The organism is Streptomyces sp. NPDC001980, from assembly GCF_040296885.1.
GTDB lineage: Bacteria > Actinomycetota > Actinomycetes > Streptomycetales > Streptomycetaceae > Streptomyces.
The window spans coordinates 1-19,343 of record NZ_JBEOYD010000077.1 but is presented as its reverse complement, the minus strand read 5'-3'; the positions used below and the strand labels follow the sequence as shown (position 1 = coordinate 19,343).

At 68.3% G+C, this 19,343-nt stretch carries 16 protein-coding genes and 4 pseudogenes; 10 read left to right on the top strand and 10 right to left on the bottom strand.

Translation table 11 applies throughout. The annotated features are described in order from the left end of the window. Positions 1-124 precede the first annotated feature (124 nt). Complete coding sequence (locus ABT137_RS49420) at positions 125-652, bottom strand: NAD-dependent epimerase/dehydratase family protein (RefSeq protein ID WP_351720304.1); 528 nt, start codon at positions 650-652, stop codon at positions 125-127. A gap of 1,454 nt (positions 653-2,106) precedes the next feature. Here ABT137_RS49420 and ABT137_RS49415 point away from each other — a divergent pair. After that, positions 2,107-4,536: a SpoIIE family protein phosphatase gene (locus tag ABT137_RS49415; protein WP_351720287.1), complete on the top strand. Its 2,430-nt coding sequence runs from the start codon at positions 2,107-2,109 to the stop codon at positions 4,534-4,536. Positions 4,537-5,009: 473 nt separating this feature from the next. On the opposite strand, the gene ABT137_RS49410 is transcribed toward ABT137_RS49415, so the two are convergent. Continuing rightward, positions 5,010-7,019, bottom strand: a complete 2,010-nt coding sequence (locus ABT137_RS49410; protein ID WP_502984716.1) for a SpoIIE family protein phosphatase — start codon at positions 7,017-7,019, stop codon at positions 5,010-5,012. A gap of 104 nt (positions 7,020-7,123) precedes the next feature. Between ABT137_RS49410 and ABT137_RS49405 the strand changes: the two genes are divergently transcribed. Beyond that, positions 7,124-7,297, top strand: coding sequence for a hypothetical protein (locus tag ABT137_RS49405; RefSeq protein WP_351720285.1), 174 nt, complete (start codon positions 7,124-7,126; stop codon positions 7,295-7,297). Between the two features lie 90 nt (positions 7,298-7,387). On the opposite strand, the gene ABT137_RS49400 is transcribed toward ABT137_RS49405, so the two are convergent. Then, complete coding sequence (locus ABT137_RS49400) at positions 7,388-8,212, bottom strand: MerR family transcriptional regulator (RefSeq protein ID WP_351720283.1); 825 nt, start codon at positions 8,210-8,212, stop codon at positions 7,388-7,390. A 131-nt stretch (positions 8,213-8,343) separates the two neighbouring features. On the opposite strand from ABT137_RS49400, the gene ABT137_RS49395 reads away from it, so the two are divergent. From ABT137_RS49395 to ABT137_RS49385, 3 genes are all read left to right on the top strand, one after another. Beyond that, positions 8,344-8,721: a VOC family protein gene (locus ABT137_RS49395; RefSeq protein ID WP_351720280.1), complete on the top strand. Its 378-nt coding sequence runs from the start codon at positions 8,344-8,346 to the stop codon at positions 8,719-8,721. A gap of 47 nt (positions 8,722-8,768) precedes the next feature. Further along, positions 8,769-9,137 carry a VOC family protein gene (locus ABT137_RS49390; protein ID WP_351720278.1) on the top strand — a complete coding sequence of 123 codons (369 nt, stop codon included), beginning with the start codon at positions 8,769-8,771 and terminating at the stop codon, positions 9,135-9,137. A gap of 290 nt (positions 9,138-9,427) precedes the next feature. Continuing rightward, positions 9,428-10,228, top strand: a complete 801-nt coding sequence (locus ABT137_RS49385) for a class I SAM-dependent methyltransferase (protein ID WP_351720276.1) — start codon at positions 9,428-9,430, stop codon at positions 10,226-10,228. Positions 10,229-11,264: 1,036 nt separating this feature from the next. On the opposite strand, the pseudogene ABT137_RS49380 reads toward ABT137_RS49385, so the two are convergent. Then, positions 11,265-11,435, bottom strand: a pseudogene (locus ABT137_RS49380) (DNA-binding protein); the annotation flags it as partial. Further along, positions 11,435-11,629, bottom strand: a pseudogene (locus ABT137_RS49375) (CopG family transcriptional regulator); the annotation flags it as partial. The pseudogenes ABT137_RS49380 and ABT137_RS49375, both read right to left, overlap by 1 nt. 9 nt (positions 11,630-11,638) lie before the next feature. On the opposite strand from ABT137_RS49375, the pseudogene ABT137_RS49370 reads away from it, so the two are divergent. After that, a pseudogene (locus ABT137_RS49370) lies at positions 11,639-11,806 on the top strand (aldehyde reductase); the annotation flags it as partial. 78 nt (positions 11,807-11,884) lie between these two features. On the opposite strand, the gene ABT137_RS49365 reads toward ABT137_RS49370, so the two are convergent. Together ABT137_RS49365 and ABT137_RS49360 are read right to left on the bottom strand one after the other, a co-directional pair. Then, a complete protein-coding gene (locus tag ABT137_RS49365) occupies positions 11,885-12,577 on the bottom strand; it encodes a hypothetical protein (protein ID WP_351720274.1) in 693 nt (230 codons plus the stop codon). A gap of 184 nt (positions 12,578-12,761) precedes the next feature. Next, entirely contained in the window at positions 12,762-13,355 is a 594-nt protein-coding gene (locus ABT137_RS49360) for a TetR/AcrR family transcriptional regulator (RefSeq protein WP_351720302.1), read from the bottom strand. A gap of 192 nt (positions 13,356-13,547) precedes the next feature. Between ABT137_RS49360 and ABT137_RS49355 the strand changes: the two genes are divergently transcribed. After that, complete coding sequence (locus ABT137_RS49355) at positions 13,548-14,654, top strand: FAD-dependent oxidoreductase (protein ID WP_351720301.1); 1,107 nt, start codon at positions 13,548-13,550, stop codon at positions 14,652-14,654. 18 nt (positions 14,655-14,672) lie between these two features. Here ABT137_RS49355 and ABT137_RS49350 read toward each other — a convergent pair. The 3 genes and pseudogenes from ABT137_RS49350 to ABT137_RS49340 form a co-directional block, all read right to left on the bottom strand. Then, positions 14,673-15,525: pseudogene (locus ABT137_RS49350) on the bottom strand (IS5 family transposase). 90 nt (positions 15,526-15,615) lie between these two features. Then, positions 15,616-16,308, bottom strand: a complete 693-nt coding sequence (locus tag ABT137_RS49345; protein ID WP_351720272.1) for an SDR family NAD(P)-dependent oxidoreductase — start codon at positions 16,306-16,308, stop codon at positions 15,616-15,618. Positions 16,309-16,461: 153 nt separating this feature from the next. Continuing rightward, on the bottom strand, positions 16,462-17,295 hold the full coding sequence (locus tag ABT137_RS49340) for a helix-turn-helix domain-containing protein (protein ID WP_351720270.1): 834 nt from the start codon (positions 17,293-17,295) through the stop codon (positions 16,462-16,464). 146 nt (positions 17,296-17,441) lie between these two features. Between ABT137_RS49340 and ABT137_RS49335 the strand changes: the two genes are divergently transcribed. From ABT137_RS49335 to ABT137_RS49325, 3 genes are all read left to right on the top strand, one after another. Next, complete coding sequence (locus ABT137_RS49335; protein ID WP_351720268.1) at positions 17,442-17,765, top strand: putative quinol monooxygenase; 324 nt, start codon at positions 17,442-17,444, stop codon at positions 17,763-17,765. Positions 17,766-18,147: 382 nt separating this feature from the next. Beyond that, positions 18,148-18,402 (top strand): DUF6332 family protein, encoded by a 255-nt coding sequence (locus ABT137_RS49330; protein ID WP_351720266.1) that lies wholly within the window; start codon positions 18,148-18,150, stop codon positions 18,400-18,402. A gap of 46 nt (positions 18,403-18,448) precedes the next feature. Next, positions 18,449-19,245, top strand: a protein-coding gene (locus ABT137_RS49325; RefSeq protein ID WP_502984715.1) for an IS5 family transposase whose coding sequence is annotated in 2 segments (ribosomal slippage) — positions 18,449-18,785 and positions 18,785-19,245 — 798 coding nt in all. Because the reading frame shifts where the segments join, the coding sequence is not laid out codon by codon here. Positions 19,246-19,343 lie beyond the last annotated feature (98 nt).

Here is a 19,343-nt window from a genome sequence, read left to right as displayed (position 1 = left end):
TCGGCTTCCATCGGGCGAAAATCATCCCGCGATGGACCCAAGGTGCTGTCGGCTACGGGCACCAATATACGACGGGTCACCCGCGCGAGAGATGAAATCGCGGATGACCGCCGCTGGGCCCGCCCTAATTGCATATGCGTGCCATTTTATTGAACAAGAGCGCCAATCTTTGATATTCGGTGGGATCGTGCGTGCAGTCGCTTACCTTTGTTGTTAAGGTGAATTTCCGGAGGCCCTGGGTTGCTTCACAATCTCGTTTGCAGTCTCCCCGTAGTCGATGACGTGCAGGTCGATGTCGAGCAGGAGGTCGGTGGCCCTGCCGGTGAGGTGCCGGGTTGTTGTGATCACCTCCCGGCGGGAGGTGCTGGTACCGGTTCCGACGTCGAAGACGCACCGGGCGTCGGGGGCAGTCGCGGCGGGAGCACACGTTGGCGCGCTGACGCGGGTCGTAGACGGTGAAGTACCGCAGGCCGACCACACGGGTGGGGCCGGCACCGCGCGAGGCGTGGGCCAGGCACAGCTGCTCTTCGGCGAGTCTGATGACGGCGTCCGGCACCAACGGAGGCACCGGGTCGCTTTCGACGCTGGGGCCGCCAGGGCGCGTGCCGTAGACACTGGAGTAGGAAGCGACGACCATGCGGGGAACCCGCATCCGGGTCGTGGAGTCCAGCAGACGGTGGGTGTCGAGTACGTTGCAGGCGACGTACTCCGCGAACCGTGGCTCCAGGAAGGGCGGACCCCGGGGATGCCGGCCAGATGGACGACGGTGTTCGCCTCGATGGACAGCGGATCGATCGCGCAGTTGGTCAGGTCCGAAGCCGGCAGCGCCGGTCACCACGGCCCTTCGGGGAGCTTGGGACAAAGTCTCCGTCACGGCAACTCCTGGGTGGGTGGGTTGTGTTCAGTTGCGTCAGGACGGCGCGGCCGTGGGCGCTGAGGGCGAGGTCCTTCCATTCGCGGAGCCGATGAGCCAGTTCGCGGGCTGGTAGCCGAGGTGGCAGACCGCGCTGTCGCACACGGTTGCGGTGAGCGCGGTTGCGGAGCGCTTGAGCCGTTGGCGCCCGCCGCGTGAGGCGGGGTCGTCCTGCTCGGCCTTGGCTATCCAGTGCCACAGCCTCTGGGCGAGGGCGGTTCCGGTGAGGGGGCTGCGGCAGTGGCCCGGTGAAGGGCGTTGAGAACCAGTCCGGCAGTGTGATGCGGCTGTTCCCCGTCTGTGGTGCCCAACTCGGGTTCATGGCTGTTGAGATGCCGTGCCCAGCGCAGGTAGGGGCGTATCTCACGGGCGTATCGGGCGGGCCGTACGTGCTGCTGGGCCGGGCAGGCATGGCCGCGTTGTCCAGGAGACGGATCGGGGTTCGGCGGCAGTGCGGGATCAGCGACGATGTCGACTGCTCCGAGCGTCTTGCACGGAGGGTGACACGGGGGCGTCGGGCCCTCTCGTCACGGCTCGGCCCTGCGGGGGAGGAGGCTGAGGTGCACCGTGTCGTTGTGGCTCTCCAGGACCCGGCGGCGATGGCGAAGTCGGTTGTGGTGATCCGGCCAGCCGGTGAAGGAAGCGTGGTCGACGGTGAACCCAGCGGGATCGACAGCAGGAGGGCGTGCGCGGCTTTGACGATCTCGCCGTGTGCGGCTGCGACGACGCGACCGCCTTCGTGCCGTCGGACCCCGTTGTAGGCGGCCAGGGCCTCGTCCGAAAGATGTGCCGGCTGAGGGCCGTACGTAAGGATCAACGACACTAGGGGCTTCGCCAGGTCGTGTCCGAGCGGGGCGAGAGTGAGCCGGTCCGTGTCGACGGCGAACACTGTCTTGTTGTCGTTGATCAGGAAGTTCCGCAGATTGGTCCTTCTCGAAGGCTGTGGGACCTTCGGCCGACTCCTTGAGGATCGACGGCATTGACTCCAGGACGTCGTCTGACGGCCGGAAGCCGACGCGCCCACCGTGTGGCGGTGAGCCTGCTCCTGCCTGCACGGCGGGAACAGGCTCACGCACCGGTGCGGGCGATGTCGTGGCAGCTGCCCCGTGCCGTGGCTTCTTCGGCGAGCGACAATGTACGGGCGACATCGTCTCGCGATGGGAACGCGGATGACTGCGCTGGAGAAGGCCGGAATGCGAGGTGCTTCCGCGCTGTACGGCACGGTGATGGCGGCCACGGCGACGCTGGATGCACACGGCCGCATCCAGGGTTGGTCCGACGGGGCGCAGGAGGTCCTGGGGTACGCACCGACCGAGGTAGTGGGCCGGCCCGCCTCGTCCTTGTCGGCCGCGTCAGGCGGCACCGAGCCTCTGGGAGAAGCGTGCCGCAGCGAGCGGGCGTGGAGCGGGCCGGTCCTGCTGCGGCATCGCGACGGCCGCACCGTCGAGGTCGTGGTTCAGGTGACGCCGGTCGCGCCGGAAGCGGCCGGTGGCTGGGTCGTCCTCGCTGTGGACCTGGCCAGTCTGCCGTGGTGGGGTACGCAGCGGTCGCTGCTGGAGGGGCTGCTGACGTGCTCGTCCATCGGGATGGCCGTGCTGGACACGCAGCTGCGGTGTCTGTGGTCGAACGACGCGATGGCGCGGGCCACGGGCATCCCCGGCGAGGAGCGGCTGGGGCGCGGTCTGGAGGCGCTTTTCCCACCCGGGGCGGCTCACAGCCGTACGGAGCAGCTACGCCGGGTCCTGGCGACCGGCACACCGCTGGTCGACTACGAGTACCACGGGCCGACGTTGGCCTCTGGGGTGGGCGATGTCGCGTACTCGGCCTCGTTCTTCCGTATCGAGGACTCCATCGGCCGCGTCATGGGGGTGGCAGCGCTGGTACAGGACATCACCGAGCGTCGCCGGACCCGTGAGCGCCTGGTGCTGATGAACCAGGCGCACAAGCGCATCGGCACCACTGCGGACGTGATGCGGACCGCCCAGGAGATCACGGAGGTCGCGGTGCCGGGGCTGGCCGACTTCGCCTCCGTGGACATCTACGACGCGGTGGTGTGCGGGCAGAGCCCCGACGATGCGCAGTGCCGGGCACGGCGCGTGCTGCTGCGGGCAGGCCAGCACAGCGTCGACGCTGCCCGGAGACCTGTCCCGGCGGTCGGCGAACCGGTCGTGCTGCTGTCCGCGGCCTCGCCCACCGCGGTGGCGCTGGCGCAGGACGCGCCCACCCTGGAGCCCGTCGTGGACGCAGAAACCAGCGCGTGGGTGGCCGAGACACAGGGCAGGGCGGCATGGGTCCGCGATACCGGTATGCACTCGGTGGCCGTCGTCCCTCTGTGTGCCGACAATGTGGTGCTGGGAGTGGCCACGTTCGGCAGGTCCCAGACCGCCTACCCGTTCACCGAGGACGATCTTCTGTTCATCCAGGAGTTCGCCGGGCAGGCGGCGGTCTCGCTCGACCGAGGCCGCCGCTTCACCCACGAGCGCACCACATCGCTGGCCCTGCAGCGCAGACTGCTGCCGCACCGTCTGGACGGCGGCCCGAGCGTCGAGATCGCCTGGCGTTACCTGCCGGCCGGCATGCGGGACGGCGTGGGCGGGGACTGGTGCGATGTGATCCCTCTGTCGGGGGCCCGCATCGCCATGGTGGTCGGTGACGTGGTCGGGCACGGCGTCGAAGCGGCGGCCACCATGGGTCGGCTGCGGGCTGCCGTCCACACCCTCGCGGACCTGGACCTGCCTCCGGACGAGTTGCTGGCGCGCCTGGACGACGCGGTCATCCGCCTCGCCGAGGAAGACGATGCCGAAGTGGACGGGACTGCGTCCGGCGCGCTGGAGCCGGCCACGCTGGGCGCCAGTTGCCTGTACGCGGTCTACGACCCGGTCACCCAGGTGTGCACCATGGCCCGGGCCGGGCATCCTCCCCCCGCGATCGTTGATCCGGACGGCCGCGTGCACTTCCCGGAACTTCCTCCTGGCCCTCCGCTCGGGCTGGGCTGGATGTCCTTCGAGGCCGCCTCCGTGCCCCTTGCACCGGACAGCCTCCTGGCGCTGTTCACCGACGGGCTCATCGAGTCGGCCGACCACGACATCGACCGCGGGCTGGCCAGGCTGAGCACGGCACTGACCGGCTCTGCCGCGGACCTGGACGATCTGTGCAGCCAGGTGGTGGACACGCTGCTCAGCGGCCCGCCACAAGACGATGCGGCCTTGCTCGTGGCCCGCACCCACGCTCTGGCCCCCCACCGGGTGGCTTTCTACGACGTGGCCAGCGATCCCTCGGTCGTCGCGGACGCACGAGCCTGGGCCGAGCGGCAGTTGCGTGAGTGGGGCCTCGAGGAGGTGCAGTTCACCACGGAACTCATCGTGAGTGAGCTGGTCACCAACGCCATCCGGTACGGGGCGTCGCCCATGGGACTGCGCCTGATTTACCAAGAGAAGCTCATCTGCGAGGTGTCCGATGGCATCAGCACATCGCCGCGACTGCGTCATGCCCGCATCACCGATGAGGGAGGCCGCGGCCTGTTCCTCGTTGCCCAGATGACCGAGCGCTGGGGCGTCCGCCACACCGACGCGGGGAAGGTCATCTGGGCCGAGCAGGACGTGCGGGCGTCGGCTGCACCCTAGAAGATGCCCCGCAACTGTGCGGCTCAGCACCGGTGGCCGGCTGCCGGCGCCGTAGCCGGGGCAGCATCCAGGAGGACTTCGGCGGCCGCCCGGCCGCCGCCGTGCTGGTTCTGGTGTGCTCGTCCGGCGCGAGGACCGTCGTCGACTACCGCGAGCAGAAGTTCATTAGGGCTGGGACCAGAATGGTGCTTGCCGTCCAGGAATGACGGGATGTCGGTTCTCGTTGCCAGGCAGGGGGCGGGTGCGACCGAAACGCATAGATGGGGCAAGCCGAGGCTGGTCGAGGACGGCCCAGGCGCTACTGTGCCGGCGGCTCCCATGTTCCCTCCCGCTGCTCCGTTTCCCAGCATGACACCGCGGTCACAGCGTAGGCGCGGCAATCACGGAACTGCGGACAGAGCCGTTTTCAGAGATCCCCAGCAGGTGTGAAGTTCTTGCCGGTCCTTCGCGGTCTTCTGGTCGCGGAACGGGTGCTAGGGCCGGGGCCAGCGTCGGGCTCGGGCGATGAGTACGGCGACGTCATCGTGGTCGTCCGGATCGCGCAGTGCGTCCAAGAGCCGGTCGCAGGTTTCTTCCGAGGTTCGGTCGGGGCTGTGGAGTAGTTGGAGGAGGAGGTCCAGGCGCTCGTCGATGGCATGGTGGCGGGTCTCGATCAAGCCGTCGGTGTAGAGGACCAGTTGGTCGCCGGGGGCCAGGCCGAAGGTGGTGACTTCGAAGGCGACACCGCCGACCCCGAGGGGTGCGCCGGTGGGGAGATCGAGCAGTTCGGGGGGCTCGCCCGCGCGCATCAGCACTGGGGGCAGGTGCCCGGCGACAGCGATGTGGCACAGGCCACGGTGCGGGTCGTAGACGGCGTAGGCGCAGGTGGCGTACTGCTCCAGGTCAGCCGTGATCTTGTCGAGGTGGTACAGCACCTCGGTTGGCGGGAGGTCGAGGTGGGCCAGGGTGGTGGTGGCGGTGCGCAGGCGTCCCATGGTGGTGGCTGCGCTTATACCGCTGCCCATCACATCGCCCACGACCAGCGCGGCCTTGTCTTCCACAAGGGGGATGACATCGAACCAGTCGCCACCGACTTCGATGGTCGTTCCGGCGGGCCGATATCGGGAGGCGACCTCCAGGCCGGCCTGATGCGGTGGGAGGTCCGGCAGCAGGCTGCGCTGGAGGGTCACAGCGGTGTTGCGTGCGCCTTGGTACAGACGGGCATTGTCGATGCACACCGCGGCTCGGTCGGCCAGTTCACCGGCCAGGAGGAGGTCGTCGTTGTCGAAGGGCAGCGGGCTGCGGGCGCGGGTGAGACCCAGGGTGCCGAGCACCTCGCCACGGGCGATCAGGGGCGTGAGGAGATAGCTGTGGACGCCGGCACGGGCCAGGATGGCAGCGGCCTCGGCGTCACGGGCGATGCGAGCCAGGTCCCGCTCGCCGACGTGGGCTATCAGAATGGGGCGCGCGGTCCGCACGCATTGAGTGGCCAGGCGCTGCGCGCCGTAGCTGGCGAGGTGGCCGGGAGGGTTGACGGCACGTACGGCGTCAGTCGGGTACGCGGCCTTCACCGAGAGGGCACGGAAGAGTGCCCGGCTGGCGCCGGGTCCCTTGGCGTGGCGGTCGGCGAGGACGGAATCCAGGACGTCCACAGCCGCCAGGTCGGCGAGTTCAGGGACGGCGACGCCGGCCAGCTCGCGGGCGGTCAATTCCACGTCCAAGGTAGTGCCGATACGGGCGGAGCCGTCGGCGATCAGAGCCAGGCGCTGCCGGGCGCGGTGCCGATCGGTGACATCCACCAATAGGATGGCTACCCCGAGTACCCGCCCGCCGGGACCGTCGAGCCGGTAGTAGGAGACGGACCATGCGTGATCGTTGTCGGGGTCGGCGGGTGTGCGTCCCACGCTGTGCTGGTCGATCAGGGGCTCTCCGGACGTGAGGACTTGCCGCAGCGCGGCCTCGATCGCATCGACCTCCAGGAAAGGCAGGGCCTCGCGGACTTGTCGCCCGAGGTGGTCTTCGGCTCGGACGCCGTTGATCTGCGCCAGCGCCGGGTTGACGGCCACGTACCGCAGGTCGGTGTCCAAGACGGCCAGTCCGATCGGGGACTGCGAGACCAGCCGCGTGGACAGGGCCACGTCCCGTTCCACCTGGCGCAGGATTGCCTCGTCGGTGGCGATGCCCAGGGCGTAGAAGTCACCGCGGTCGTCCAGCAGCCGCATGTTGCGGAACTCCACCAGCCGGCTACTGCCGTCCTTGTGCCGGACAGGGAAGGCGGCGGCCCATCCCTGTCCCGTCCTCATGACCTCGCTGAACAGCCTGATCATCAGGTCAAGGTTCTGCTCATGGACCAGCAGCCGCGCCGCGTACTGGCCCAGCGCCTCCTGCGCGGTGTAGCCGAACAGCTCCTCGGCCTTTAGGCCGGACGGGCGAGTCCGTGCGGCTGCTGGCCGTCGTGGGTCAGGCCGCGAGACCGACTTGCACGGGGCAGACCTGACGGCCAGGTCCTGGCCTCAACCGGCAGCTGCTCATATGCCTTCGCTGCCGCCGGGCCTCATTCTGAAACGATCAGCACCCACGCCGCGGACTGACGAGGCAAGCCGGCCGGATGGAGGACTTCTTCCGCGAGGCGGGGTGGGACCTGGCGAACCCGATGCCCGAGGACTGGGCCGTGGACATCAAGTCGCTGGCGAAGATCGGAGCTGCCGCCGGGCAGATCTTGCTCGGCCCGCCCCTGACCCGGGAGGACCGTATGCCCGCGGGGTACCTCGACCGTTCCTGAACTACGTCCGCAGCTGCCGAACGTGTCCTGGATCATGGTTGATCCAGGACACGTTCGGCACCTCTGACTGTGATCACTCGCCCTGTCCGGTCAGGCGGCCGCACCGGTGCTGAAGATCGGCCAGCATACTTCGGTGCGCCACTGTCCCTCGTCGGCTGTGTCCCGGCGGCCGACGAGGTAGTACTCCCGGATGGGGCCGTCCAGCCGCAGCTCGTGGTCCGCCACGTAAGCGGCAAGCGAGCCGTAGGCCCGGTCGACGTCGGCCAGTGAGCCGGGATGCTCGATGACGGCGAGTTCGGCGGCCGGTACCAGGAGCGGCTCGACCCGTCCCAGGCGCGGGACCTCGGTCGTCGTCGGGACGAAGACCGTGGCCTGCCCGGCCTCGTCGGTGAACAGTTCCCCGGCGAACATCCCGCCGGTCGGACCGGCTGTACGCAGGCCCTGCGCCTCGAGCGTGGCCTGGAGTTCGGCCAGCGCGCCCGAATACCAGGGCACCAGGTCGCTCATCGCGATGTGCGCGGTCACGGCCGCGGCCGTGACCGCCTCAACCTGGCGGTGGCTGACCGGTGCGGCGGGGGACGGGCCGGCGAGCAGGTCGCGGAGTGAGGCCACCGCGGACTGCGTGCGGGCCAGGTTCTGCTCCAGGCTCGCCAGGTGCGCGGAGATGAGCTCGTTCCGCGTGGCCAGGTCGGGGGCCTGAAGCACGGCGTGGATCTGCTCCAGCGGCATGTCCAGGGTGCGGAAACGCCGGATGACCTGAGCGGTCGGGATCTGGTCGGTGGTGTACCACCGGTACCCGGTGTCCGCGTCGACCTGGGCCGGCGCCAGGAGCCCGACCCGGTGGTAGTGGCGCAGGGTCTTGATACTCAGGGACGTGGCCCGGGAGAAGTCGCCGATGGCCAGAGCGGCAGGCATGCCTCCAGTATCCGCCCTCCCCCAGGGGGAGGGACAAGGCGTGCGGCGGCTGTTGACCCTCCCGCAAGGGGACCTCGGACGCTGGAGCCAGTCGTCGGCGAGAGCCGCCACCCGAAGCAGAGGTGTCCACCATGAACGCGACCACACCCGCCGTCCAGCTGACCTTCGCAGCGTTGAACTTCGACTGCGCAGATCCCGCCGTCCTGGCGGACTTCTGGAGCAAGGTCCTCGGCCGCCCGGCCGGCCCCGGCTCGGTCGAAGGAGACTGGGCGGTCGGCGCCACCGAGCCGGAGCTCGGCCCCCGGATGGTCTTCCACCCGGTCGCGGAGCCCAAGACCGTCAACAACGTGCGCCCCATTCTGCTCACCGACCACTACGAGGACGAGATCGCGCGAGTGACCGGCCTGGGCGCCAAGCCGCTCTCCGAGACCAAGCTCCCCCAGGCCCGCTACACCACCTTCGCCGACCCCGAGGGCAACGACTTCGACCTCGTCCACTGGCACGGATAGCGGCCGGGGCCGAGCACTGTCCCGCAAACCAACCGAAGGGAAACATCATGAACGCAACCGCCCCCACCTTGAGCGTCGCCTCCCTCACCATCGACTGCGCTGATCCCGCCGCGCTGGCGGACTTCTGGGGCAAGGTCCTCGGCCGCCCCGTCGGCTCGGGAGCGAGCGCCGACAACGCTTCGCTCGACGCCACCGAACCGGTCAGCGGTCCCAAGCTGTTCTTCCAGAAGGTCCCGGAGGCCAAGTCCGTGAAGAACAGGCTCCATCTCGACCTGTTCAGCGAGCAGTACGACCAGGAGATCGAGCGGTTGACCGGCCTTGGCGCCAAGCCACTCAACGAGGTCAAGATTCCCGGAGCCCGCTGGACCACGTTCGCCGACCCCGAGGGCAACGAGTTCGACCTGGTCAACTGGTAGCCGCGACACTCCTGACAGGGCGACCCCGACGACGAGCCACACATGGATATCCCTAAGGCTTGGGATAGCGGCGTCGGGGCGTCGACGGTGATCATCAATCCATGATGACGCAGATGCCGACGGCGGTGCGTTCGGGGCGATGCGTGGCGGTCGTCCTCTCCCGTTTCCCTGACTGAACCGTCCGTCAGAAAGAACCCATCAGCAAGAGCAATGACATGCCGCATGATTTGTCGGCACAGGTGAGTACTCCTGGGCGGCGCCGCGCAGAGGTCGACTGGAACAGGGGCGCCTTGGGCCCGCAGACAGCGATGCTTCCGGCGGTCTGGCCGTCCCACCGCGCGCTGCTCGACAGGCTCCCGGCGCAGACCGGCGGCGGCCTGATCCTGGATCTCGCGTGCGGTGTGGGTTCGCCCACCTTCGAAGCCGCCAAGCAGAACCCGGAGGCTCGAGTGCTGGGCGTGGACCGGGCCGGCAAGCTGATCGACGCCGCGCGGGCGCTGGCGGCCGCCCACGGGATCGGCAACGTCGATTTCCAGGTGATGCCGCTCGACGAGCTGTCCTTGGCGGACCAGTCCGTGGACGCGGCGGTTTCGCACTTCGCCTTCCTGCAGGAGGGCGACGTCGCGGAGTCGGTGAAGGAGCTGTCCCGTGTGCTGAAGGACGGCGCTTCGTTCAGCGTGGCCGCATGGGACGTGATCGAGCTGAACACTTTGGCGAGCCTCGCCGTCTCAGTGCTGGAGCGCCACGTCCCGGAAGAGCTGTTGCCGGATATGGAATACCTGAGCGAACTCGCGGCGCCTGGGCTGCGTGAGCGGCTGCTGCGCGAGGCGGGATTCTCCACGGTGCATACCGAGTTGCTCTCGTGGCGGCTTCCGCTGCCCTCGGCGACCGCGGTGATCGCTTCGCCGGTCCCCTTCGGGCGGGCAGTGGACAGCCTGTCCAGCAGTGAACTGGACGTTGTCAAAACCGAGTTGGGGCAGGGGGCGGATCAATACCGCACCCCCGAGGGCACATACGCCTTTCCGATGACCTGCCGGCTGTACTGGGGCAACAGGTGGTCGATCGGATTCGCGCCATCGGCTGACTTCTGACGGCATACGTACCGCCTGAGTCGGATGGGCGAGGGGGAGGGGGCAGCACTCGCCGTGAGACGGAACCTGGAGGAAGAGGGCAGCTTGGGAAGCGGGCCAGGGCTCGGCGGGTTCGAGGCGGAAGTCGATGGTGTCCGCCGCTGGGCGAAAGAGGCCGAGGGACGTGCCGTGCTCCTCCTGGTCCCGTTTGATGGCGCACAGCGACGCGGCGATCAGCGGGCGGAGGATCGAGTAGCGCTCGCGCGAACCGTCGCTCCACGTCCGGTGGCCCGCCAGGCGCCACCGTGTACTCCGCCCACTGCAGGACCACCTGGCCGCGGTTGTTCGCGTCGCCGACGGGAGACTGGTACAGGGGATCGTCCTTGCCGCCTGCCTGGGTGCCGTTACCGGCCACGGTACGTCCCCCGGTGACTCCAGGACCGTTCACGAAACTGCTGCCACCACCCCCGCCACTGGCAAAGTAGACGCCCCCGGCGCCGGAAAAGAGGCCGGCACCGCCGCCCGCGTAGCCTGCGCCCCCATCCGTAGTGCCTCCGTGGAACACCCCCGCGTCGGCGGGAAGGACGCCGAATTCCGACGGCGGACCCCGGAAGAGGTCGGAACACCCCTGCGTCGGCGGGAATGCCCCCGGCACCGACCCAGCCCCTCCACTCACCGCCGGATCACCCCGCGTTCGCGGGGTGATCCGGCGGTGAGCTAGCCCTCGGCCGAGACCGCATCTTGCTCTTTGCCGACGCGGGGTAGTCCGTGGGCCGAGTCCGCGAGTGAGGGCATCGGACTGGCGCCATCCCTCTGTGTCACGCTGTCAGCAGGGCCGTCTCGCATCCCCCGTCGAGGCGTCCCTGCTGTTGTCATTCGCAGGCGACGCCGTCTCGGCGGAGGTGTGCGGTTCGGGGCTGTTCTCGCGCTGGCCGGCCCGGGACGGCACGGCCCCTGGCTCCAGCCTTGGTCTCACTCCAGTTGCGTCGGGTGGGTGAGGGTGTAGTCGTCCAAGGCCAGGACCTGGGCCGCAGCGTATTCAGCGCGTGCCTGCCGGTCTTGCGTGGACGACCTCGACCAGTGTGGCCGCGGACGTGATCACGCGCAGGTCGTCGGCGCGGGCCAGGGCGAGTCATCCCGTGAGGGACCGGTCGCGCAGCACGGCCTTGGCCAGCCCCTCACTGTGCAGGACCAGGGTGCCGCCGGGCGCGGCGGTGGAGCGGGGCACGCGGCGTCGGCCCCGCCCTGCGTCTGCTGCCGACGGGCCTGGTGGAGCTGGTCACGCAGAGCGTGGACCTCGTCGTCCGTGACGGGCCCGTGCTCGGCCTCGGCGACCTGGATGAGTTCGTTGAGGTTGTCGCGTTCGATCTGCCGGGCCACGGCTGCGGCGACGTAGGCGGACAGGCCGCTGCGGGCTTTGGCTCAGGCACACTGGGGATCGTGAACCCGGAACTGCGACTGCTCAAGCACCAGTTCGGCCGGGATCTCGACGCCACAAGCACCAAGGCGGAGAAGTTGCTCGGGTGGCGAGCGCGTCCCATCGCGGAGACTGCCGAGAGCCTCATCGCCCACGGCATCGGGACGAAGACCGGCTCGTAACCGACCGACGCGGCAGCCTTGCGCGCCGAAGATGCGTCGAACCGGTGACGCGGCGCGGCAGGTGTCGCTGGTGCTGCATTAGCGGCTCGTACCGGTATCGCCATCGTCATGGGGAGAATCCCGCTGTCTCCTGCCGCCCGGAGCGGAGTCGTCCCCTTGCTCTTCCAATAGTTCAAGGAGTGCGGCATCCGCCCTCTTTTGATCTTCCTTCGTCAGCTCGACCGGTGCGTTGTTGTAGACGGTGTAGCGACTCGGATCGATGATGTTGGCGGCCCGCAGGGTGAACGTCAGCAGGCGGCGCCACCCCTTGCGGTGACCGACCCGGGCTTGCAGCTGGACCTTGTAGTCACGGGCTTCCGGCATGAACCCGGAGAACGGTGCCTCGAACTCGAGGAAGAGTTGTTGCGCCTCTCTGCCGGGCACGACGAAGCCGGCCGGCAGCTTCGCATCCTCGTCCGGCCCCGGCTGGAGGCGAGAGGGTGAGGACACCCACAGAAGCGGCAGGTGAGATGCGGGCTCGTCAGGGAAAGTCAGGATGAGGTCCTGTACGACTATCGGCTTGGGGCCGGTGTTATGAAGGACGAGCGGGAGCCGCAGACGGGTCGTCGATGAGTGGACAATCGCTGCGAAGGCATGAGGCTCCCACGTCCTCAGGTGCCCTTGTCTGGCGTTGAGCCACCAGAACGACGCCACGGTGAAGAGCAGTGCGCAGGTCGACACCACGCCGGCGCCTGTGAGTGATGAGGACGCGGCCTGCTCGGTCGCGGTCATCAGCGGAACCACAGATTCAGTGTGCCAGCCCCGGCGCGGGCTCGCTGAGGACCGGGATCAGAATGAGGTGCCTTCCGTGAGGAATGACGGGAGGATGTCAGTTCTCGTTGCCAGGCGGCGGGTGAGTACGACCGAAACCCGTAGGCAAGCCGAGGCTGGTCGAGCCCAGGAGACGGCCCAGGTGCTACTGCGCGGGCGGCTTGCTCGGCGGCTCCCAGCCGTGGGTGAGGATGCCGAAGATTGCCTCGACGGCGGCCCGGCGGTCCTGCCGGCCGCGAGCGAGCACCGGGATCTCGAGCACGAATCGGGCAAGCGCCACACATGCGAGGTCGTCGTGGTCAACGCCGAACTCGTCAGCGATGGCCGCGCTGAGGCTGTCGGTGTAGCGGGTCCACATGCGTTCGGCGTAGGCGCGCAGCACCGGCGTCGAGTTCACCAGATCGGTGAACTCGGCCGCCTGAGGATGCGCCTCGATCGACGGCCAGGTGTCCAGGACGTGCTCTCGAAGGGCATCGAGGATGCTCTGGTCGGAGGCTCGCTTCCGCACCGCGGCGATCAACTGTGCCTCGCGGTCTTCGTCCTGGTCGAAGACCAGCGCTTCCTTGCCGCTGAAGTGCTTGAACACCGTCGCGGTCGACACGTCGGCGGCGTCGGCGATGTCACGGATGCTCACCTGGTCGTAGCCGCGCTCCAGGAAGAGATGCAGTGCGGCGTCGGCGATCGCCTGCCGGGTGGCCGCCTTCTTGCGGTCGCGGCGGCTGGCAGAGGGCATGGGCATGGGCATGGCTGGAGCGTACCCGATAGTCGATTCAGTCGCTAAGTAGAGTCGTTGCACTTTTCTACGCGCTCTGATTTTATAGGCATTGCGGGCACCGCATCCGGTGCCGAGGCCGACGACGCCTCGCCTCCTGCTCGCCTCTCTTCGCCGACCAAAAGGGACAACCATGAACTCCCCAGCACCCGCCCGGGCATCGGTGCCGGCCCCGGCGGACTGACCTGCGCCCGCATCCTTCAGCAGCGCGGTATAGCGGTCACCGTCTACGACCGGGATCGGGGCCCCGACGCGCGCAACCAGGGCGGCACCCTCGACCTGCACGCCGACAACGGCCAGATCGCCCTGCGCGAAGCCGGTCTGCTCGACGAGTTCTTCAAACTCGCCCGCCCCGAAGGGCAGGAAATGCGCCAGATGGACCCGACCGGCACGATCACGTCCCATGAAATCCCGGCGGCCCACGAACTCTTCAAGCCGGAAATCGACCGTGGCCAGCTGCGTAACCTGTTGCTCGACTCCCTGGAACCGGGAACCGTGCACTGGGGCCGCGCCCTCGACAGGATCAGTGGACCCGCCGACGGGCCGCGGCACTTGCACTTCACCGACGGTACGACCATCCAGACCGATATGGTCATCGGCGCCGACGGCGCCTCCTCACGGGTACGCCCGGCCTTGTCCCCCGCCGTCCCCGAGTACACCGGGGTGAGCTTCCTGGAAGCATGGTTCTCAGACGTCGAGAACCGGCACCCGGACCTGGCCGAGCTGGTCGGCCAGGGCAGTGCCCACGCGGCCGACGGCGAGCGTGCCCTGTTCGCCCAGCGCAACAGCGGAGACCACATCCGCGTCTACATCGTCCGGCGTGTCCCGGTCGACTGGATCAGCGCGAGCGGCCTGACCGCCGAAGACGCCGACGGCATCCGCGCCCTGCTCCTGGGCGAGTACGCCCACTGGTCGCCCCGCATGCGCCGGATGATCACCGAAAACGACGGCCCCTACGTCGACCGGCCGATCTTCGCCCTCCCGGTCCCGCACACCTGGGAACACAACCCGACGGTGACCCTGCTCGGAGATGCCGCCCACCTCATGCCCCCGCTCGGAGTCGGCGTCAACCTCGCGATGCTCGACGCCGGCGAAATCGCCCTCGCTCTCGCGAACGCCGCCACCGTCGCCGACGCGATGCGCACCTATGAAAAGACCATGCTCCCCCGCTCCACCGAGACGGCCAAGGCCCTCGAAGGCGGCGCCGAACACCTGCTGTCCACCGACGTACCCGACTTCGGCAGCAACAACGACGCCCAGCACTAAGACCGACCGGCACATGGATCACTTGAGGCGGCGGCTGGTGGGTCGGCCATCCCGGCGGTAGCGGCTGCGTGCCTGCCAGATCAGCATGCGAAGTGTGACGAGGGTAGCGGCGAGGTAGAGGTAGAAGTCCACGACCCTGCCGTTTCTCTCGGTGCGGCGCCGAAGCGTGCCGTAGCCGTTCATCCACGAATGCGTGCGCTCGACGGGCCGGCGTCTGCTGGCCTGGATCGGGGCGGGCACACCCTTGCGGGCGATCTCGGCAGTGAACCCCAACTCGGCTGCTCAGCGCACGGGACTTGATGCTGTCGTAGCCCCGGTCGAGGTTGGCGTTCACGGTGTCCGGCTCCATGCCGACCTGCTCCTGCGCGGCGTCCAGGGTCAGTCCGAGCAGTGGCGAGTCATGCCTGTTGGCCCCCTCGGAGACGATCCCCAGCGAGACGCCGCGGGCGTCGCAGGCGGCGGAGCGCTTCAGCCCCTGCTTGCCCCGGTCGACTGGCGAGCGGCGAGCCTTCTCCCCGCCGGACGGGGCCTTGGTGATGCAGCCGTCCACCGAGGTCTCGCCGAGGTCGAGGCCGGTCATCCGGTCGTAGGCGTCCAGGGCGAGAGTGTGCAGCGCTTTGGAAATCCCCTGCCGGGACCACTCTTTGAGGCGTCGGCGGATGGTGCGTTCCGAGCATCCGGGCGTGGAGATCCGCTCGTGGCCGGAACCATGGACCAGCGCGAGCACGACGTGCTCGAAGACGGTTCGGTCGGGGATCCGGCGGCGGTGAGGGCCCAGCGGGTGGCCGACGACGAACTCCTCCCGGGCGGGGAGGATCGCGGCGAACTGGTCCCACAGGGGTTCGAGCAGGCAAGACGGCAGCGCGGGCACGGCCGTCCTTCGTGATCACTGAGCGTAGAGATGACGAGCATGAGGTACGCGCAGGGCGGCGGGTCGACCGGCCCTGAGTTCAGGGCAGGTTCACCACGGGAGGTTCCCGGACCGGTCGATGAACTGTCCCGTCGGCCCGTCCGGGCCGATCGTCGCGAGGGTCACGATGGACTCTGCGCCGTCGGCGACGCTGTGTCCGAGGCCGCCGGTGAAGTCGGTCGCGGTCTGCCCGGGGTCTGCGGCGTTGACCTTCACGTCCTTCAGTTCCTTGGCGTACTGCGTCGTGAGCATCGTGACCGCGGCCTTCGAGGCGCAGTAGAGGGGCAGGGCATACCGCGACTCGATCCGCGCCGGGTCCTGGGTCATGCCGAAGGAGCCCATCCCGCTGGACACGTTGACGATGACGGGGTTCGGCGACTTGCGCAGCAGCGGAAGGAAGGCGTGCGTGACGCGCACGATCCCGACGACGTTCACGTCGAGCACGGCGCTCACGTCGGCCGCGGTGTACTCCTCGACGGGGCCGACCTTGCCGAGGACGCCGGCGTTGTTGACCAGGACGTCGATCGTTCCCTCATGCGCGGCGACATCCGCGGCCGCAGCCTGGACCGAGGCGTCGTCGGTCACGTCGATCTGAACGAACCGGGTGCCGAGCGACTCGGCCGCGGCCCGACCGCGCTCACGGTGGCGGGCACCGAGGAGAACGGTGTGCCCCGCCTCGACGAGGCGACGAGCGGTTTCCCAACCGAGGGACTTGTTGGCCCCGGTGATGAATGTGGTGGTCATGCTGGCTCCTCCTGACTCCGAACAGCACGGTCGTGCGCTGTTCACGCACTCCATGCTGGGTCCCCGGGAGGGTTGGGGGGAGCTACGGAACTTCCTGGTACCGCGCGTGCCACCCGGCAGCTTGGTCCACCGGACGAGGCGGAACGTGGGCCTTCACTTCTGCGGAGACATCCTCTGGACTCCGATGGCCGCAAGGAATTCGAGTTTGCTGCGGGCGTCGGTGCCTGGCTGCGGCGTGTACACCACGAGGCGGAGGTTCGTGTCCTGGGTGGTGAGGATGTCGGAGTTCATGGCGATGTCCCCGACATCAGGGTGCTGGACGAGTTTGTGCGCACTCTGATGACCGCCCACCGCTCGGCGGCCCCACAACTCGCCAAACCGCGGGCTGAGGTTCAGCCTCGATACCAACGCCGCGAGGTCGGGATCGTCGGGGTACCGGCTCGTCGTCGCGCGCAGGTCGGCGACGAGGGACTCCTCGAACGCCGCCCGCTCGGCCGCCGTCTGCCGGACCCGGGGCAACTCACCCAGAAACTGCCAGACCAGGACGTTACGATCTCCCGCACCGCGGACCGTGGGATCGCCGAACGTGGCCGCGAACAGCGGATTCCAGTGCAGCAACTGCCAGGTCGCGTCGTAGATCGCCAACGGGTTGCCGGCGAGCTGGTCCACGATCCGGAACAGGCTCCCTGGGATCACTCGCGGAACCCGGGTCGGATCCGCCGTGTGACCGGCCATGCGCAAAAGGTGAGCATGCTCGTCGTCGGACAGGTGCAGGGCGCGAGCCAGGGCCGAGCAGACCTGCGCCGAGGGCGTCGCCACCCGTCCCTGCTCCAACCGGACCACGTACTCGACCGAGATGCCGGCCAGCGTTGCCAGCTCCGCGCGTCGCAGACCGGGGACCCGACGGGGTGAGCCGTGCGCGAAGCCCACCGTCGCGGGATCCAGCCGGTCCCGCCACGCCCGCAGCGCGGCACCGAGTTGATCCATGCACACCATCCTCCCGCACACCCCGCCCCGCTGGGTGGTACGCGCTGTACCACGAAGCCCCGTAGCTCCCGCCGACGCTCCCCGGGGCTCAGTGTCGAGTCATGAACGGCACACAACGATGCTGTTCGGAGTCAGAAGGAGCAAGCATGACCACCACACCGAACCACTACGTCACCGTGCTGTGGGAAGCCCGGGCCAAATCCGGGAAGGAAGCCGCGATGAAGGCATTCATGACAGCCGCCGTCACCGCATCACGCTACGACGCGGGCAACATCGACTACGAGGCTCACCAGGTCGAGGGACAACCGGGCGCGTTCGTCATCTTCGAGCGTTGGGTGAGCCGCGAGGCCCTCGAAGGCCACCTGCACGCACCCCGCATGCAGGACCTTGTGCCCCAACTGCTGGAACTGATGGACGGCGGCATCGAGGACGGGATCCGCTTCCTGAAGCCGTTCCGCCCGGCCCGGTAGGCCGCCCCGGAGCACGGCGGTCGTGATCGTCGTCCTCCGATGCTGAGCGGTTTCGAGCAGCAGGACGGCAGCGCGGGCACGGCCTTCGTTCATGATCACTGAGCGTAGAGACCCCATGATCACGCGGACCCGTGCCTGCTCTGCATCCTCCCCTACACCCGATGCCTATTGCCGGTCGTTCCAAAGTGTCACGGTGCCGGTCGGCGCCCTGGCCTCGTTCTCGTGTCCTGGCTCCTCTGCAGGAAATCCGTCACAGCCGTCTCGGTGAAAAATGGGTGCCGGTACTTAGAAGTCATCTCAATTGGCGAGCGTGCCTTCGCGTGTGAGAGCGAGGCTGCCCGGCCCAGGCGCCATGGCTTGACCGTGATGTGAGACTTGCAGCATGGACATGGGGCGAGAGTCGCGGTGGGAAAAGGACGCAATGACGGTGGAGATCGTTTTCGCCCTGGTGACTGCCGTCGCGCTGGCTGCGGCGGTCTTCGCCGTCGCTCTGTCTCTCGCACTGGTCTTTGACATCTCCGGTTCGGTGAGGAAGGGCGTGTTGGTGGGGGGTGCACTGCTCGGAGCGACGGCCGGAGTGTGGCGCCTGGTACGGGTGCTGCTTCGGTTCGACGAGCAGCGCCGGATGGGCCGTTGACCGCCGGGCTTCTCTTCGAGGTCGGTAGCCTGCCGACGTGGGGATCATTGACCGGCTGGTGCCGGATGAGCTGTGGCAGTTGTTCCAGCGGGTGGTTCCGGAGGCTCGGTCGCGGCCACAGGGTGGTGGCCGGCGCCGCCATGGTGACCGGGAGGTGCTGGCCGCAATCGTGTTCGTGGCGACGTCCGGCTGTACGTGGCAGCAGCTGCCTGCAGCGTCGTTCGGGCCGTCCGGTGCGACAGCCCACCGCAGGTTCACCGAGTGGACGAAGGCCAGAGTATGGGCCAAGCTCCACCGTCTAGTCCTCGACGAAATCGGTGCCCGCGGCGAGCTGGACTGGTCCCGCTGCGCGATCGACTCGGTGAACATGCGAGCCCTGAAAAGGGGGACCTGACGGGTCCGAATCCTGTCGACCGGGGCAAGTTCGGCTCGAAGATCCATCTGATCACCGAGCGGACCGGTCTGCCCCTGTCGGTTGGAATCTCCGGCGCCAACGTTCACGACAGCCAGGCCCTGGTCCCGCTCGTGAAGGGCATACCGCCCATCCGGTCCCGCCGAGGCCCCCGCCGACGCAAGCCTGACAAGCTTCACGCCGACAAGGGGTACGACTATCGCCACCTGCGGCAATGGCTGTCTCAGCGCGGCATCCGCCACCGCATCGCCCGTAAGGGTATCGAGACCTCACAGCGACTCGGGCGACACCGCTGGACCATCGAACGCACCATGGCCTGGCTCGCAGGCTGCCGCCGCCTCCACCGCCGCTACGAGCGCAAGGCCGAGCACTTCCTCGCCTTCACGAGCATCGCCTGCACCCTTATCTGCTACCGCAGACTCACCAAATGAGATGACCTCTTAGACGCTGTTGTCTTTCCGAGCTTGAGGACTGCGTTTCCGCTGGTCAGGCATAGGCTGGTGACTCTGTGGGAGTGGTGACCTGTCGT

Bases quoted from the DNA above. Each gene is read 5' to 3' on its own strand.
- ABT137_RS49400 (WP_351720283.1), bottom strand. From the start codon at position 8,212: ATGCCTGCCGCTCTGGCCATCGGCGACTTCTCCCGGGCCACGTCCCTG.
- ABT137_RS49330 (WP_351720266.1), top strand. From the start codon at position 18,148: ATGGACATGGGGCGAGAGTCGCGGTGGGAAAAGGACGCAATGACGGTG.
- ABT137_RS49390 (WP_351720278.1), top strand. From the start codon at position 8,769: ATGAACGCAACCGCCCCCACCTTGAGCGTCGCCTCCCTCACCATCGAC.
- ABT137_RS49360 (WP_351720302.1), bottom strand. From the start codon at position 13,355: ATGCCCATGCCCTCTGCCAGCCGCCGCGACCGCAAGAAGGCGGCCACC.
- ABT137_RS49395 (WP_351720280.1), top strand. From the start codon at position 8,344: ATGAACGCGACCACACCCGCCGTCCAGCTGACCTTCGCAGCGTTGAAC.
- ABT137_RS49405 (WP_351720285.1), top strand. From the start codon at position 7,124: ATGGAGGACTTCTTCCGCGAGGCGGGGTGGGACCTGGCGAACCCGATG.
- ABT137_RS49365 (WP_351720274.1), bottom strand. From the start codon at position 12,577: ATGACCGCGACCGAGCAGGCCGCGTCCTCATCACTCACAGGCGCCGGC.
- ABT137_RS49415 (WP_351720287.1), top strand. From the start codon at position 2,107: ATGCGAGGTGCTTCCGCGCTGTACGGCACGGTGATGGCGGCCACGGCG.
- ABT137_RS49340 (WP_351720270.1), bottom strand. From the start codon at position 17,295: ATGGATCAACTCGGTGCCGCGCTGCGGGCGTGGCGGGACCGGCTGGAT.
- ABT137_RS49420 (WP_351720304.1), bottom strand. From the start codon at position 652: ATGCGGGTTCCCCGCATGGTCGTCGCTTCCTACTCCAGTGTCTACGGC.
- ABT137_RS49335 (WP_351720268.1), top strand. From the start codon at position 17,442: ATGACCACCACACCGAACCACTACGTCACCGTGCTGTGGGAAGCCCGG.
- ABT137_RS49345 (WP_351720272.1), bottom strand. From the start codon at position 16,308: ATGACCACCACATTCATCACCGGGGCCAACAAGTCCCTCGGTTGGGAA.